An 18,139-nucleotide genomic window follows, 5' to 3' on the forward strand; every position below is an offset into this window, starting at 1 on the left:
ACCTCTATTTCTGATATCCATTCGGGTGGTGCTGATGCCAGTTCCAGGCATTGCTAATCATTTGATGAATCGATGTTCTCGTTGGATTCCATCCCAATTTCTTTTTTGCTTTTTCCGAAGAAGCAATTAATGTACTTGGGTCTCCAGTTCTTCGTTCACCGATTTTTACCGGGATATCAATTCCTGTAACCTCTTTAGCTGTCTCAACAATTTCTTTTACTGAGAATCCTTGACTTGAGCCAAGATTGAAATGATTACTCTCCCCGCCATTTTGTAGATAACAGAGGGCTAATATATGGGCATCAATTAAGTCTTCTACATGAATATAATCACGAACACAAGTACCATCTGCTGTATCATAATCTTCCCCAAATATCGTAACGGCAGGCCTTTTGCCTAATGCTGCTTCTAATACAACAGGGATGAGATGCGTTTCTGGGTTATGGTCCTCGCCAATTTGTCCGTCGCTTCTTGCCGAAGCTACGTTAAAATAGCGAAGGGAAACATAGTGAAGATCAAAGGCTTTTTCGCACCAAGCCATCATTTTTTCCATTGCTAGCTTGGTTTCGCCATAGGTATTCGTTGGAATTGTTGCCGCATCCTCTGTAATCGGTACAACCTTCTGCTCCCCATAAACAGCTGCTGTCGATGAAAAAACGATGTGCTTGACGCTAAATTCCTTCATCATTTCAAGGACAACTTGTGTCCCATAAACGTTGTTATCAAAGTATTTTAACGGTTCAACCATTGATTCCCCGACAAGGGAATTGGCGGCAAAATGAAAGATTGCTTCAATGTTTTCTTTTTCAAAAACAGAGCGCATAAACTCACGACTGCGGATATCCCCTTCATAAAAGCTTGCCTTTGGATGAATTGCAGCGCTATGGCCTGTTTGCAAATTATCAATCACAACCACCGTAAACCCCTGATCAATCAACTGGTAAACAGCGTGCGAACCGACATAGCCCGCTCCACCTAATACAAGGATACTCATTTAGATCGCCGCCTCCATTTGAATTTCTTTTGCCCCGTCACCAATGCTCGCTGCATAAAATTCTGCCTTGTAGCCAATTTTCTCGAGATAGGCTGACCCAACATTTGCAATAAAGTTTTCAACCTCGTCATTTTCTACGATAGCAATAGCACAGCCGCCGAATCCTGCACCAGTCATCCGCGCCCCTACAACTCCCGGTTGTTTCCATGCAGCCTCTACTAAACTGTCAAGTTCCACTCCAGTCACTTCATAATCATCCCGTAAGGATACGTGTGATTGGTTAATCAATTGTCCAAATGCCTCTAAATTTCCTGCCTTCAGCTCTTTTAGAGCCTTAATTGTTCGCACGTTTTCATAGACAGCGTGCTTTGCTCGTTTGCGGACCGTTTCATTGGTAATTAGGTATTGATTTTCATCAAACTCCGCTTCAGATAACTGACCTAGAGCCTCAATCGGAAGTTTTTGTTGCAGTTCCGCTAGCGCCTCTTCACATTCTCCTCTTCGCTCATTGTATTTCGAATCAGCTAATTCCCTGCGCTTGTTCGTATTCATGATTAAAATTTTGTAATTATCAAGATGTATGGGTGCGTATTCATAGCTTAGAGTCTGGCAATCTAGTAAAATTCCAGCATCTTTCTTCCCCATGCCAATCGCAAACTGGTCCATGATGCCGCTGTTCACACCAATAAATTCATTCTCTACCTTCTTACCAAGCTTGATGAGATCAAGCCGAGGAATTTCTAATTCAAATAGGCCGTTTACTAGCACTCCGGTTAACAGCTCAATGGAGGCTGACGAAGAAAGTCCTGCACCATTCGGTATATTGCCTTGAATAGCACAATCAAATCCCGAAGGAATTTCATATCCCGCCTCGATCATGTAACGAATCATCCCCTTCGGATAATTGGCCCAATTGTGTTCTTTCTCATAATTTAGCTGGTTTAAATCTAATTCAATGATTCCTTTTTCAGGGAAGTTCGTTGAGTACAGGCGAATAACTTGGTCTTCCCGCTTCCTTGCTACAGCATAGGTACCGTATGTGATTGCACATGGAAAGACATGACCGCCATTATAATCGGTATGCTCGCCAATTAAATTAATCCTTCCAGGAGCAAAAAAGGCTTTTCTAGGTAAAATATGAAACATATCTAAAAATACTTTATTAAGTGTGGTAACGTTCATTTTAATTCCTCCAGAAATTCTGTTTCTTGTAAGTAAATTATTAATTTCAACTTAATTTTATAACGGTTAGTAAAAAAATTCAACTATTTTTACTAAAAGTTTACTTAAAAATATTAAGAAAAGCGCATGAGATTTTCATGCGCTTTCACAGCTCCCTTTCTTTCATCGAGAGAAGCCTTATTTTTTCGAATTATCATGCTTTACAATAATCCGATTGGATTGGATAACCGAATTTCCAGCATGATCCCATGCCTCATAGGTTACAGTATAAACCCTGTCACCGCTGCCACTTCTCTCTGCTCTTAGCAGAAAATCAGTATCAAAGGTTTCAAAGTCTGCTCCCTGTATATCATCGACTGTGTTCCCATCACCTTTTCCATTTTCAGGTTGATTACTTTCGATTGATATTAGTTCTGCTCTATTAATCCCCGAAAGGGTGTCTTCACCATCAACCGCAGCTTTAATTGGAATGAGGGCATGGTTACGATCGATTAGGACGCTCGAGTTAAACGAAACATTCAAGGTCGGAGCCGTTTTATCAATTTTTATTGAAACAGATTTTGCCTCCTCAATGTTCCCTACGTGGTCTATACTTCTGTACTGAACCACATTTTCCCCTTCAGCCGTTACATCAAATAGCCCTTGATAGTTTTGCCAACTACCGTCATTAACTTTATATTCTGTTTTTGCTACACCCGATTTATCATCCGTACCATTCAGAGAGACATTTACACTCTGATTATACCAACCATTATCATCTTGACCTGAGAGGACCGTTTCCGTGACAGGCGCCTTGGTGTCATAATTATTCACGCGGTATAAATAGAAATCATCTAAACTTCCCCATGCACCACCATTAGCTTTTATGTTTGCTCCAATCGTTAGTGTTCCATCTATAACGAGAATATTTTCGAGTTCAGGATTACTCCAATTTACCCAACCATTTACACCGGTATCGACTTTTAATTCTTTACCACCAGTCTTGGCATAGAGATCCATGACGGGGTCTACAGCGTCCCCACCTTGCAAGAACATGGAAAGATTATAATAGCCCGGCTTTAAGCCGGAAATCGTCTGTTCTACTCTAAAATCGACTTTAGCAGCTGAGTAAAAGTGTAAAGAATACTTGCCCGATTTGGCATCTGAAGCCTTTTGCTGATAATCTGTGTGTGGTGCTGTTCCATTTTCATGAATAATTTTCCACATTGTTCGATCACTATTTTCAAAACCTGGGTTCACTATAAAATTTTCCGGCTTTATTTCAAGATGGGCCTTTACCACCGTGCCACCTTCTACAGTTCCTTCTATTATAAAGGTGCCAACACCACTGCGAACGGCTTGTTCAAGGGCTGTTTGGTCCCATGTAACCGGAACAGTTCCTTTACTGCCATCATTATAAGTAACGGCTAAGGTTTCTGGTAATGAAATATTCTCCCCTGAAATAGCACTTAAAGAGATATCTTTTATTCCGTCGATTTTTAATGGGGCAACGGCTCCAGTATTGACATACTTAAATACATTTAATGAAGGTAATGGTTTACCATTAAAATCAAACAAAGCTTGGTTGTCTACGGCACTTCCGCCATACCACGCACCTGCATCATGAGGATCATATTCGGCAGCGTAGCTAGATGCCCAACCAGAACCATATTTTTCCCAAAGCTGTTTATTTTGCTCTAAATTTTGTGGAGGTCCAACTGGAATCCACGCTGGCTCCCAATAAAATACACCAATTCCTGCTTCACCAACATTTGCAACCGCTTGGATCACATCCCTGACAGAATTGGCTTGACCTTGGACTGTAATCGGGTAATCTAACGTTTGACCTGAATCTTTTGGTGCTGTATTTCCGTGTCCATCTCCATCTTCAGCCGTATACGCGTAAGATGTTTCAGCCACCATCACTTTTTTGCCATAAGTATCGGCAACATTCTTAAGAACAGCTGTCAAATTGCTTAACGTACCATGCCAGAATGGATAATAAGAACTGGCAAATACGTCATAGTCTACGTTATTTTTCTTTAAAATTTCAGCATAGGAAGTATATCTTCCGGTTGATTCAGGGTTAGTAAAATGCACGGCTACTAAGATATTCGGATCTACCGATCTAACCGCTTTACTTCCTTCGCTAAATAAAGCACTAATCTTCGTCCAATCCTTTTCTTCAGCAACTCCTCCATTGGTTTCATTCCCAACCTGAACCATACCAATATCAATTCCGGAATCCTTCATGGTTTGCAGACTTTCTTTTGTATAGGTATATAAAGCTCTCTTCTTATCTTCAAAACTTAAGTTTGCCCATGCCTTTGGTGCCTGTTGTTTAGCTGGATCTGCCCAAAAATCAGAATAATGAAAGTCTACTAATAGCTTCATTCCGTTAGCAGTCGCCCTTTTTCCAATTTCAATCGCTTTTGCTAAATCGTTATCACCGCCGCCATAGCCATTTCCTTTTGAATCATATGGATTATTCCATACACGGACCCGAATGTAATTGACTCCTGCTTCATGCAAGGTTTTAAAAATATCCTGCACTTCTCCGGTCGTATTATAAAATTTGACTCCGCTATTTTCTAAGGAAATAACACTAGATACGTCCACACCTTTGATAAAATTAGGATTAAGTCCCTCAACCTTTTTCACAAAGATATCTGCTGGGACCGGCTGTGTACCATTTGCTTTTAAACTAAAGCTATCTAAATATCCCCACGCATCGGGTGCACCGCTTATGGTTGCGCCGATTTGCAAATTAGAGGTTTCTTGCTTTAAGTCGAATTTCAAGGAAATGGTCCCCCATGCATTATACCCTGTAGTCGCAACGGCATTTATCGTTTCTGATCCTGCAAATAGTTTCACATTTCCGGCTTGATTTCCCGACCCTCCCATCGATCTAACTGATAGTTCATAGCTTCCGGCGGGGAGAGTTGCAATTGTTTGCTTTACAGTAATTGTTTGATTTCCAACAGCTGTTTTCTTCAGCCAATATTTGAATGCGTGAGTCCCTTCATTAGGGGTCATCCAGGCATCACTGGCGTATGAATATTGCTGTACATCTATTCCATCCCAATTCGGAGTTTCTACCTTCCAAGATCCATCCTTCCAAAAGTCTGATTCAAAACCTCCGTTTACTAAGTACTGATTCTGTGGGCTTGCGGCGTATCCACTATGAATATTGACCAAAATGGAACTAAACACCACTATCATCGCTAGTAGTATTGCAAAAAGCCTTCGTATTTTCCCCATTTTCTCCTCACCCTTACTATTATTTTTGAAAGATGTAGTGGAATTTGAAGTATTTATGTCTAATCTAGTAAGCGGTTCCACTAAACTATATAAAGAAGACACCCATTTTAAAATGGATGTTTTCTAGCTTTTAGCACTGCACTAAAACTTTCATGAGCAAGGGTTTCTCTCCCCGCTCACTCTTCGTTGTGTAAGGCAATTATTTGGTTGTCGCTACGATTCTTACTTCATATTTATCTAGCGTAAGTTCACCGGTTATCTCTTCGCCTGTAACCAAATCTGTTACTAACGATTCAAATGCAACGGGTTGTTTCTCTTCGGTAAAATTCATTACAAAAATAAAATCTTTTTCTGGAGCTTGTCTGACCTGAACAGATACGCCCTGCCCGTGTTTTACAGAAGCAGCTGGTTCAAGAGATAATTGATTGATTAATTCTTGATAGAAGTCGCGGTGGAATTGATCTTCTAAACGACCGCCAATATAGTAGGTTTGGCCATTTTCGAATTTGTGGCTCGTTACCGCTGGTGTATTCGCATAAAAATCATCCTCATAGTGACCTTCTGCAGTTGCCGTATTTAATTCAAGAACAGTTGCATAGTCTTTTAACTCGTATGATTGATTACGAAAACTTACGTAATTTTTATCTTTTGGATATAAGGAATCAGTTTCCACTGGTTTCATTCCAAAGATCTCTTGCAGTTCCTTGTGCCAGCCGCCCAAATAGGTTAAATCATGTTCATTTACAAGTCCACTGATATAGGTCATTACTAGTGTGCCGCCATTTGCAACAAATGTCTTTAACCGAGAAATCGTTTCTTCACTTACTAGATACAGCATTGGAACGATCAATAATTTATACGCTGAAAAATCCTGTTCTTTCGTGATGACGTCTACAGGAATATCCTGTTCCCAGAAGGTGCGATAATGCTGCTGCAATGTTTGCGGATAGAGCTTCGTGTCCAGCCCAAACCCTTGCGCATCATTAATGGCCCAATTGCTTTCCCAATCATACAGAATAGCCACATCTGCCGGACGATTCGTTCCGACGACTTCTGACAGTTTTTCTAATGTTTCACCAACCTTAGCAACCTCTCTAAATACGCGGTTTTCTGAACTATTATCATGATCAACTACAGCACCGTGGAATTTTTCCGACGATCCACGGGATTTCCGCCATTGAAAGTACAAAATGCTATCAGATCCATGGGCAACCATTTGCATCGATGAAAGCAAGTGCATACCCGGGCGTTTTGCTTTATTCACTTGATGCCAGTTAACTCCACTTGGGGTAGATTCCATCAAAAGATAAGGCTGTTGTTTTAAGCTGCGGTACAGGTCATCAATAAAGCCAACCTTCATCGCTAAATCAGCGGTACTTTCCCAATCATTGTGCCACGCAGGGTACGCATCCCAGCTGATCACATCGAGATATTTGGCAAACTTGCTATAATCAAGTGATTGAAATGGAATTAACTCATGAGTATCCGCCATAAAATTGGTTGTAATCGGGAGATTCGGTGTTAATTCCTTAATAGGCACTATTTCATTTTCAAAGAAAGAAATGGTTTGGTCAGTAACAAATCTTCGCCAATCCAGATTTAAGCCGTGAACCATACTTTCCCCGATTGGAGAAGGCGATTCAATTTGCGACCAATCAGTGAAGCTGTGGCTCCAGAAAGGACCCCACCAGGCATCATTTAAGGATTTAAGGTTATGATTGTATTTTTCTTTAAGCCAGTTTCTAAAGGCAACCTGACATAAATCACAGTGACATTCACCGCTATATTCATTTGAAATATGCCACATTAATAATGCAGGATGATTGCCATACCTTTCTGCCAGCAAACGGTTCATCTGCTGTGTTTTATCACGGTATACTTCAGAAGTAAAACAGTGATTATGTCTTCCACCATGCAGTTGCTTCACCCTCGCCCCATTTACCCGCAATACTTCCGGATATTTTTGTGACATCCATGCAGGACGAGCCCCACTTGGTGTAGCTAAAATCACGCGACCGCCAATGCTGGAGATATTTTCGAAAATTTCATCCAGCCATTCAAACTGATAAACCCCTTCTTCCGGCTCGAGAGCACTCCAGGCAAAGATTCCTACTGAAAAAGTATTGGTATGGGAAAGCTTCATCAACTTTATATCATCCGCTAAAATATCAGGCCGATCTAGCCATTGATCAGGATTATAGTCTCCTCCGTGCAGCATGAAGTTTGCTTTTGTCGTAAATGTTTTCTCATGTTTTGACATAATAATCTCCTTCTAACATTTTTACATTCTTTCCTGATGTCAACCCTTTGTACCACCAGCCGTTAATCCTGAAACAAAGTGTTTTTGCAGCATTAAGAAGGCGATAGCAATCGGAATACTGATGAGAATCGCTCCTGCAGCAAAGGTTGTATAACTTGCACCCATTACTTCATTAACTAAATTATATAAACCAATAGGTAATGTGTAGGATTCAGGTGTTCTCAAAATGGTGGATGACATAACGAAATCTCCAAGCGGACCGGTAAATCCATTCATCGCGACTACCGCTAACATTGGTCTCGACAAAGGCATGATAATTTGTAAAAAGATCCTCGTATTGCTTGCCCCATCAATCTTGGCACTTTCATCCAAATCCATGGGGATGGAATCCATATACCCTTTCATCAGATAGGTATTCATCGGAATGGTTCCGCCAATATAAAGGAGGATTAATAACCAGTGACTATTCATCATGCCAAGGATTTGAGCAAGTACAAACAGGGCTATTAAAGCCGAAAACTGTGGAATCATTTGTAGTAACAAAAACAAAGTTAACGCATTTTTTCTGCCTTTAAAACGGAAACGCGAAAAGGCATAGGCCGTAAAGGAAACACTAATAACCGAGCCAATCATCGTAAAGATACTAATCTTAAGCGAATTTAAATACCAATGTACATACTGCAGACTCTCTTTCCCTGCAAATAATTCTTTATAATGATCCAATGTTGGATTTTTTGGGATAATTGAATTACTTACTAAACTGTTACCAGGATTAAAGCTTGCCCCAACAGTCCAAAGTAAAGGGTATATGATAATAACCGCCATTATAATTAAAATGGAATGCGAAGTAAGGAGACGAATGAATTTATTTCCCTTCATACCAGTCATGATTTAAGCCTCCTCCTTAAACGAATTTGTCCGTCTGAATTGCCATAATGCAATTGCAATGACAAAAATAGATAAAAGAATTGTTAACGCAGCGGCAAGAGAATATTGACTGGACTGCATCGTTAATTTGTAAATCCAAGATACTAATATATCGGTTCCTCCTGCATTTGAGCCAGGAACAGCAGGCCCACCGCCGTTGAATAGATAAATAATATTAAAATTATTAAAGTTAAAGGTATACTGCGTAATGATAATCGGAGCCATTGCGAGTAAAATCATTGGCATGGTAATATATCTAAATTTTGCAAAAACAGATGCACCATCAATGGTTGCAGCCTCGTAAAGGTCTTCAGGAATAGACTGAAGGACACCTGTTGTTACTATGAAGATATAAGGGAATCCAAGCCATCCCTGCATAAGAATAAGAGCTAATTTTGACCATGTTTCATCCGTCATCCATGGAATCGGGTCAATTCCCATCGCAGCTAATATGGTATTATTGATCGCACCAAAGCTATCGTTAAACAAACCGGCAAAGATTAGAATGGTGACAAACCCTGGGACTGCCCATGGTAATACTAAAACCGTGCGATAAAATCGTTTAAATTTAAGGTCTTTTTGGTTTACCAGTACGGCTAGGAAAACACCTAGACCAACTTGGACGGATGAAGCGACAAGCGTCCAGATCACCGTCCAGCTTAATACATCAAAAAAGGTTGAGCGCCAAATATCCACCGTGAATATTTGCTCGAAAGTGTCTAATCCAACCCAATCAGCTAAATGAGCTGGTGGTGAATGGTATAAATCATAATTTGTAAAAGCTAAAGCGAAACTGAATAGGATTGGAAAAATGACCGCAAAGATCAAAATAAATAACGACGGGCCACTAATTACATATGGATAACCTTGAGCAATTAAGTTTTGATAATCTTCCCTAAGAGAACTTGGGCTCGAATTCTCATCACGTAATTCCCCATTTTTATAGGCGTCCCGGAAATTAGCATAATAAAATGCTAGTCCAAAACATGTAACAATAAGAGCAATAATACCTTCAGCTAATAGAAAAATGGAGTTATCCCGGGGTACCTCTGTACCTAGTGTAATAAGCCCCCAAAAACCCATATTTAACAGATCTCTAAACACCGATATGAACGAGACACCCAGAACGAGGAACAAAAGACCTTTTACCCATTGCTTATTGTACAATTGACCAAGTCCAGGAATAACAGATAGTACTAAGGCTGTTTTACGATGCTGCATATCTTTCACCTCTTTATTTTTAGAAAGCGTAAGCGCCTTGTTCAGCCCCGACAGGCATAAGACAAGCGCTGACAGAAGGCGCTTTTTGCCTTCCGAAGCGATTGGCTTATGACCCGAGGGGCTAGGCGCTGAAGCTAGACTGTAAACGAAGTTGGAAATTTCACTTCTCTTAAAAACAAATGGCGTCAAACATCATTAGGCGTTTGACACCATATACATACCTAATTATTTACTGTGTTTTGCTTTAATTTGTCCTTTGATGGTTTTAGCTGCTTGATCTAATGCTGCTTTTGGTTCTGCCTTACCAGTTGCAATTGTTTGCAGGGCTGCATCAGTAGGTGTCCAAACTTCATTCATCTCAGGGATATTAGGTGTTAATTCTGAGAATTGAGATTGCTGAGCCACAGCTTGGGCTGCCTCACTCTCTGTCACAACAGGGTCATTAGCTAATGCCTTTACAGCAGGAACTTCTTTTGTAATTTCGTAGCGTTTCTTAGAGTTATCTTTGTTCGCCAAGAATTCAACTAGCTCTTGAGCAAGCTCAGTATTCTTAGAATAAGCACTTACGTTATAGCTCTTTACGCCAACAAACGCACTCATATTTTTACCATTGGCTAGTGCTGGGAGTTTAGCGACACCATAATTAACGCCAGCTTTTGTAAATGGTTCAAGATTCCACGGACCAGAAATAATGGCCGCCGCTTTTCCAGAAGTAAATAATGATTCTAATACGTTAATCCCTTGTGCCCCGATGATACCGGCAGGGAATAATTTCTCTTTATAAAATTTCTGGATTGTTTTTGCCCCTTCAACTGCACCTTCATTGTTGATGCCTAGATCCGTTGGATCAAAATTACCTTGAGCATCTTTATTGAAGATGTATCCGCCATTACCGCTCATCACACTTTGAGCATAATAAATCTGGTCAAATAGGGCTAAGAAGCCATAATTTCCGCCTTTAGTTACTTTCTTATCGTACTCATACCATTCTTCAAGTGTTTTTGGCAGATTTTGTTCTGCAATTAGGTCTTTATTATAGAAAAGCACCGTTGTTTCTACTGCTTTTGGCAGACCGTAAACCTTATCATTTACTTTTTGGGATTGCATGGCAACATCTGTAAAAGTTGATTGAACATCATCACCAACGTTTAAATCTTTAATCAATCCTTCTGTTACAGCTGTACCAATTTGGTCACCGGGCATCGTTAGCACATCGGGACCTGTTCCGGCCGGACCATCCAAGCGTAAACCTTCAATTTGTTTAGCATACGGTTTTTCAACTATTTTGATTTTCACACTATGGTCTTTTTCAAACTGTGCAATTGCATCTTTAATACCAGCAGATTTCTGTTGATCTTCCCAAACTAGTAATGTTTTATTCTTTGATTCCTTACTTGCATCGGAGCTTGCATCTGATTTCTCACTATCTTGTGGTCCACATGCAGCTAATGAAAAACTTAAAGCCAGTGTACTCATAACGCCCAAATATTTTTTATACTTTTTCATGGATAAACATCCCTTCAAATAAATTCTATTTATCTTGAAAACGTTTTACTAAAATTAATATAGCATCACTCGGAAAAACTGTAAACAATTTTTTTACTAAAAATAAGTAAATATTTTTACGAAAATAAACCAAATAAAAAATGCTTAGTTTCCTAAGCACCTCTCACCATTAGTTTGTACTCTTCCTGACCACTAATTCCGATCCTATGAATAATGTTTTTACAGTTTTCCGTTTATCCAGAACTTGTTCAAGTAAGAGTTCTATCGCATTTTTACATATTTCCTTCATGTCAATATGAAAGGTGGATAGCGGTGGCGATACATATTTTGCCACACTAATGTTGTTAATACTGATAACACTTACCCGATTCGGTATCGAGATTCCTTTTTCATTCAAGGCTTGAAGGCAGCCAACAGCAATCGGGTCTGCTGCTATATAGAAAGCAGTAGGTAATTGATCACCTAATTTTTCAATCGCATTCGTCATTAGATAGTAACCACTCTCAACAGAGAATCCTCTTCTAGAAAAAACGTACTCATCCTTTAAAAAACCTTTTTCCATCATATATGAACGAAATGTCCTTTCACGTATATCCATTTCATCCTCATCCGTATTGGGATTATGGTACGTCCCCCCAATAAAACCAATCTCGCTATGGCCCTTTTCAATGAGAAAATCGACAGTTTTTCTTGTGATTTGCGCTAAATCCGGTCTAACTGAATCATAATGATTCGGATCAGGTGTTGTATCAATAAAAACACCATTCGGCGTAATGCTTCTAAGATGCTCTAATTCTTTGTTAGAAAACATTCCAACCGCAATGAACCCTTCTATATTATCAGGGATATTATGAATCCCATCAGTAATTTTATACGTCGTTAGTTCTACATTAAACTTCTTGGATAGCTTTTCTATTTCTAATCTCATCGATTTAAAATAAACATCTTCTAATTCCTCAATATCAGTTAGCCAGTATAAAAACGCAATATTTTTCACTAAAAGCCGGACTGTTTTCTTCCGATAATTTAACTTCTCTGCAACCTCATATATTTTTTCACGTGTCTCATCAGGAACAGACAGACTTTGATCATTGTTTAGAACTCTAGAAACCGTTGATATCGAAAAACCCGCTTCCTCAGCGATATCTTTAATTGTTGCCATTGTCGCCACCTCCAACATTAACCCTTAACTCACACTAAATATTATTAAGGAAAACTTTTTACTTATATTTTACCTCTCTTTACTTATATGTCAAGATGCTAAAATATCTAGTCGTTTCTTTACTAACAAACTTTATCAATATAATTAAATTTTGTTGGATATTTAATTGGTAATAAAAAAAGGTATACTACCTTCCAATTAGGAGAGGTACTATACCTTTTTCTCTAGTGGACTTCTTCAATGACTAATCGTTTCCCGTCCTGATTTTATTCTATTACCCTTCGGTCTTTTGCAAATAAAAAACCTGGGACTGGAAGTCGCCGCCACGCTCGGCGCTCCCGCCATTGACACCGTTAAACTCCGTTGGAAGTGGCAGCCCCACGTTCATGAGCTCGTCGCCATAATACGTTCGTTCGCTTCCAGCCACTTTATATATTTTCGATTCAGCTAGTCCACTAAGACGAAGCGTTTGCTTCTTCTTAGGATTCGGCGTCGCCAATACCTTATACCAGCCAATTAAGGCTTCTGATTGGTCTTGGCTCACGACCATCCACGCTGTTTCATTATTCGAAAACGGGCTCAACAGGCGATAAAAGTGACCATCACGAATCAACGCGCGATGTTGTTTATAAAAAACTACCTGCTCTTTAATTTCTGCGCGCTCTTCTTCGGTTAATTTCACTGGATCTAATTCATAGCCAAATGTCCCAAAATAAGCAGTATTCGCCCTGGTTTGTAATGGTGTAGTCCGCAATGTTTGGTGATTCGGAACTGCCGATACATGAGATCCCATGCTATAGACTGGATATGCAAAGGATGTGCCGTATTGAATTTTTAACCTCTCAATCGCATCCGTATCATCACTTGTCCATGCTTGCGGTGCATAATACATCATCCCTGGGTCGAATCTTCCCCCGCCTCCTGCACATGATTCAAACAACACATGCGGGAATTCATCTGTTAACCGTTCATAGAGATCATAGACCCCTAAAATATAGCGATGGAAGAACTCGCCTTGCTGATGAACGGCTAGTTTTTGTGAGAATGCTTCGGTAATGTTCCGATTCATATCCCATTTAATATAAGCAAGGTTTGTTTTTTTAATAATTGCGGACATTTTTTCATAAAGATAATCAACAATTTCTGGTCTTGAAAAATCAAGAACCAGCTGATTGCGTCCCAATGTATAGCGCTGACCTGGAACACCAACGGCCCAATCTGGGTGTTCGCTAAATAATTCACTGTTCGGACTGATCATCTCCGGCTCAAACCATAGCCCAAATTTCATTCCAGTTGCAGATATTTTCTGGGCTAAGCTTTCTAAGCCACCCGGAAGTTTATCTAAATCTACATGCCAATCTCCAAGGGAGGAGGTATCATCATTCCGTTTTCCAAACCAGCCATCATCAAGGACCAGCAGTTCGATTCCTAATTCACTAGCTGATTTCGCAATATTAACGAGTTTTTCCTCATTAAAATCAAAGTAAGTAGCTTCCCAGTTGTTTATCAAAATTGGGCGCACGGCCTGCTTCCATTGCGCTTGAATCAGGTGCTCGCGATAAAGACTATGAAAGGCCTGACTCATCCCATTTAAGCCTTGGTCGGAATACACCATCACCACTTCTGGGGTTTGAAATGCAGCTTGCGGCTTTAAATTCCACTTGAAACCAAACGGATGAATACCAACCGTAAGTCTTGCCGTGTCGTAATGATCCACTTCTATTTGCATCAAAAAATTACTGCTATATATAAAATTAAAGCCATATACTTCACCTGTATGTTCCGTCACATCAGGACGCTTTAGTGCCAAGAACGGATTATGGTGGTGCGAACTGGCACCGCGCAGACTGGAAATCGACTGAATACCCGTTTCTAGTATTCTCTCTTTCACATGACGCTCTCGTGACCATGCACCGGCTAAATGGGTAAATACAAAATCTTTATCTGGCAGGTCAAGCGATGCTCCCATTAATCGATCAACAACCAATTCCTCTTGACTTTCATTTTTCAAGGAGGCACTTCTCGTTATGACCGGCATATCACGGAATATTGTATATTTTAACGTCAATTCTGCTTGGAGGAATTCATCCTTTAAGATAATTTGAAGTGTACTAGCGTTCTTATTATCATCTGTATAGGTTGCTGGCAGACCTTCAAGACGAGGCTTTCCGTCTACCAGTTGATACGAATCATATTTGAAATTAGGAACATGATTAGCCGTCGTTTTACTCACACTGATTGCCGGTTCGCGAAAATCAGAATTTCCGTAGGCAGGGTATTCTTGATGGAGCGTTTCCAAACCAAAAGCAGGATCATCTGCATACACGTGTGTAGTAGCCCCTGTTGGCACATCATACGTCTGCAAGTGAGAAAAATCCTCTCTGTGGTGCAATGCCTTTCCATAATAAAGATGGCCTAATTGTCCATTTTTCATCACGTGAAAAATATAACTAACTTGGCCATTTGTTAAATGGAACTGTCTGTCCTCTTGATTAACATGAATAAGCATAACCTTCCGCTCCTTAAGTTTGTCATGTAAAGGAAAGAGCCTGTCTATTTCAGGCTCTTTTCTTGTAAATGCTAAATTTCAAGTTTAGATTCGATCAATGCTAAACTCGAATTCCATGTCTTGATTGGCATGAATGAGGTGTTCATCATGCACCGGTGAACCCCAGCTGTCGTCTCCGCCGACGCCCATCTGCTTGCCTGCGACCGTCACAACGGTGTAATGGACATTTGGAAGCTCGTAATGATGCTGGGCATTCTCGAGTTCAAAAGCCGTATAAGGAGAAAAATTGCACTCTAATGGTTTAGTCGCAGCTGAAATTTTTATTCCCTGTCCTTCCTTGTTGGTCAGACTAACTCGGCGCACTCCCGTCCGGTTGCCCGATTCTTGCGGCATGACATATCCGGATAAATTCTCAATTACTTGATTTTTAAATATTCCAAGTCTTGCTCCTTGCGCCCGGTCTGAGTAATTTTCTTCAGGACCCATCGCATACCATTCCAGTTGGTCATAATCGGCAGGCACTTTGAAGGATACTGCAAAAATCGGCAGCTGCGGGAGATTTTCCGCCCCCTGATAGACCGACTTCACACGAATGCTGCCATTGGCAAGAACGGTATAATTTACTTTCACCACTACTTTTTCACTAATCGATAATTTATAAGTAAAAGCAATGCTCACCTGGCCATTTGCCTGTTCGACATCCATCCCAATGCATTGGCGCGCAAGACTGGCTGCATACCAAAGACCCGAATGATAGCCTTGAGAATAGCCTCGGTCATTATCCGTCGTTGCCCGCCAGAATAACGGTGCCGGCGGAAGAGCAATCATCTCTTTCCCTGCATAGTTAAGTGAAACCAGGCTGCCCGCCTGTTTCGAGAACAAGATGCTGAAGTCAGGGCCATGGACACCAACATTGACATCGCCAGTGACAACCCGTAATTCCCCGTGAGCTGCCGTCTGCTCGACAAACGCCTCCGTCCTGAACACATATTGTCCGAATGCGATCTCGTAGCCAGCGTCCGCCCAGAGATTACTTTCCTTCAGCTTAAAAGAAGTTTGTATACAATATTCGCCAGAAACGCTGGTGATTTCAGCAGGCAATTTAAATTCGATGCGCCCTTCACTCTGCGGTGCCACCACCACATCGAGCTGATTCCGATACAACTCTTTACCTTCAAGGTAGAGAGTGTACTCAAAATCATAATCGGACGTATCTACGAAAAGACCCTCATTCTGAATTATTACCCCCGTACGATCCGGACTCAGTTTGATATTTTGATATAAATACTTTACTTCCTGCATCTTCGGCGACAATTCTCGATTGGCATACACAATCCCATTTGTACAGAAGCCATAATCCGTTGGGCGATCGTCAAAATCACCGCCGTAGGCCAAAAATTCCTTGCCATAACGGTCTTTTTTAATAATTGACTGATCAATATAATCCCAAATAAATCCACCTTGATACATTGGATATTTCCGCTCTAAATCTGTATATTTATTCATACCGCCAAGGGAATTCCCCATGGCGTGCATATACTCACAGCTAATGTATGGCTTTGACGGGTTATCGTTCAAATAGTTCTCAATGTCTGCTGGCTTCGCATACATCCGGCTTTCCATATCACTCGTATCATTGTAATCACGGGCATGGAAAACACCTTCATAATGAACCAGGCGACTTGAATCAACACGCTTAAAATACTTAGAAACATTCAGAATCACTTCACCCGCATAGGATTCATTGCCACATGACCAAATGAGGATCGACGGGTGATTTTTGTCCCGTTCAAACATGGATACCGCTCTGTCCATAACGATGTTCTCCCATTCCGGCTTATTCCCGGGGATGTTCCATGACGGCTCGACTGCCCCCATCTTTTGCCATGAACCGTGCGTTTCAAGGTTCATTTCATCGATGACATAGACGCCGTATTCGTCACACAACTCGTACCAATAACTCTGATTCGGATAATGGGACGTCCGGACAGCGTTAATGTTGTTCTGTTTCAATGTTTTTATATCCCAAAGCATGTCTTCCTTTGTAATCGCGCGGCCAGTACGGCAATTAAATTCATGGCGATTGACACCCTTGAATACAATTCGTTCACCATTAAGGCGCATGATTTTATCGGCCATTTCAAATCTTCTGAAGCCGACTTTCTGCGGAATTACCTCTACCAAATGTCCTAACTCGTTATATACCTGAATATAAAACTGATATAAATAAGGATCTTCCGCACTCCATAGCTTTGGATTATTGATCATTATTGAAACTGTCCAGTTTCCGTCAGTGAAATTGCCATTTTGTGCTGCTACTAAGTGCCCCTCGGCATCGTACAATTCAGCAACTATTTTTGCTGGAGAAACCACATCAGATAAAAGCTTTAGGTCTGCTTGAAGCGTACCTTTGGTAAAAGTCGGATCCAGCTCTGCGCGAATACCGGCGTCATAAACATGAATTTCCGGTACTGTGTAGAGGTAAACATCACGGAAAATACCAGAAAAACGCCAGAAATCCTGGTCCTCGAGCCAGCTGCCCGTGCTCCGTTGGTAAACCGCGACGGCAAGCTTATTCTCACCTTCTGTAAGAAATGGGGTAAGCTCAAATTCTGCAGGAGTAAACGAGTCTTCACTATAGCCGACGAACTCCCCGTTTAACCACACATAAAAGGCCGACTCCACACCTTGAAAGGATATATACAGCGGCTTGTTTTCCATTTGAGGGGGAACGTTAAACACCTTCACATAGCTTCCAACCGGATTATGGTCGAGTGGAATTTCTGGCGGACGGATCTCGTTAAGCCCGTCCCATGGGTACATCGTATTCACATATTGTGGTTTCCCGTAGCCTTGAAGCTGAATGTGACCTGGGACGGTGATGTTCCCCCAGCCCATGCAATTAAAATCCAGCCGGTGAAAATTCTCCGGACGATTGTCTGGATTCACGCTATAGTTAAATTTCCAGTTACCGTTTAATTCATGGCGCATTGCCATTGGGCCTGCCATTTTTGCCTGCTCCAGTGTTTCATAATATCGGTGGTCTGAATGTGCTGGAAGTCGATTAACGGCAAACACAGCTAAGTCGGTAAGCCATTCTATTTTTGGAATGGTTGTCATCACTATCACTCTTCCTAT

General features: G+C 40.9%; 10 protein-coding genes. All 10 read right to left on the reverse strand.

Going from position 1 to position 18,139, the window contains the following annotated elements; genetic code table 11:
• Window positions 1-4 precede the first annotated feature (4 nt).
• A complete protein-coding gene (gene galE / locus AB7942_RS05195; RefSeq protein ID WP_369446064.1) occupies window positions 5-994 on the reverse strand; it encodes a UDP-glucose 4-epimerase GalE in 990 nt (329 codons plus the stop codon).
• Window positions 995-2,176, reverse strand: coding sequence for a galactokinase (locus AB7942_RS05200; RefSeq protein WP_369446065.1), 1,182 nt, complete (start codon window positions 2,174-2,176; stop codon window positions 995-997). It lies immediately after the preceding gene.
• A gap of 177 nt (window positions 2,177-2,353) precedes the next feature.
• Complete coding sequence (locus AB7942_RS05205; protein WP_369446066.1) at window positions 2,354-5,416, reverse strand: glycosyl hydrolase 53 family protein; 3,063 nt, start codon at window positions 5,414-5,416, stop codon at window positions 2,354-2,356.
• Between the two features lie 199 nt (window positions 5,417-5,615).
• Entirely contained in the window at window positions 5,616-7,679 is a 2,064-nt protein-coding gene (locus tag AB7942_RS05210; RefSeq protein ID WP_369446141.1) for a beta-galactosidase GanA, read from the reverse strand.
• Between the two features lie 36 nt (window positions 7,680-7,715).
• Window positions 7,716-8,555 carry a galactooligosaccharide ABC transporter permease GanQ gene (gene ganQ, locus AB7942_RS05215; protein ID WP_483310842.1) on the reverse strand — a complete coding sequence of 280 codons (840 nt, stop codon included), beginning with the start codon at window positions 8,553-8,555 and terminating at the stop codon, window positions 7,716-7,718.
• A 12-nt stretch (window positions 8,556-8,567) separates the two neighbouring features.
• On the reverse strand, window positions 8,568-9,824 hold the full coding sequence (gene ganP / locus AB7942_RS05220) for a galactooligosaccharide ABC transporter permease GanP (RefSeq protein ID WP_369446067.1): 1,257 nt from the start codon (window positions 9,822-9,824) through the stop codon (window positions 8,568-8,570).
• A gap of 225 nt (window positions 9,825-10,049) precedes the next feature.
• Window positions 10,050-11,330, reverse strand: coding sequence for an arabinogalactan oligomer ABC transporter substrate-binding protein GanS (ganS, locus tag AB7942_RS05225; RefSeq protein ID WP_369446068.1), 1,281 nt, complete (start codon window positions 11,328-11,330; stop codon window positions 10,050-10,052).
• 169 nt (window positions 11,331-11,499) lie between these two features.
• A complete protein-coding gene (locus tag AB7942_RS05230) occupies window positions 11,500-12,492 on the reverse strand; it encodes a galactan degradation operon transcriptional regulator GanR (RefSeq protein ID WP_369446069.1) in 993 nt (330 codons plus the stop codon).
• A 274-nt stretch (window positions 12,493-12,766) separates the two neighbouring features.
• On the reverse strand, window positions 12,767-15,001 hold the full coding sequence (locus tag AB7942_RS05235) for an alpha-galactosidase (RefSeq protein ID WP_369446070.1): 2,235 nt from the start codon (window positions 14,999-15,001) through the stop codon (window positions 12,767-12,769).
• Window positions 15,002-15,085: 84 nt separating this feature from the next.
• Window positions 15,086-18,121: a beta-galactosidase, LacZ type gene (lacZ, locus tag AB7942_RS05240; protein ID WP_369446143.1), complete on the reverse strand. Its 3,036-nt coding sequence runs from the start codon at window positions 18,119-18,121 to the stop codon at window positions 15,086-15,088.
• Window positions 18,122-18,139 lie beyond the last annotated feature (18 nt).

The organism is Neobacillus sp. BF23-41 (assembly GCF_041106275.1).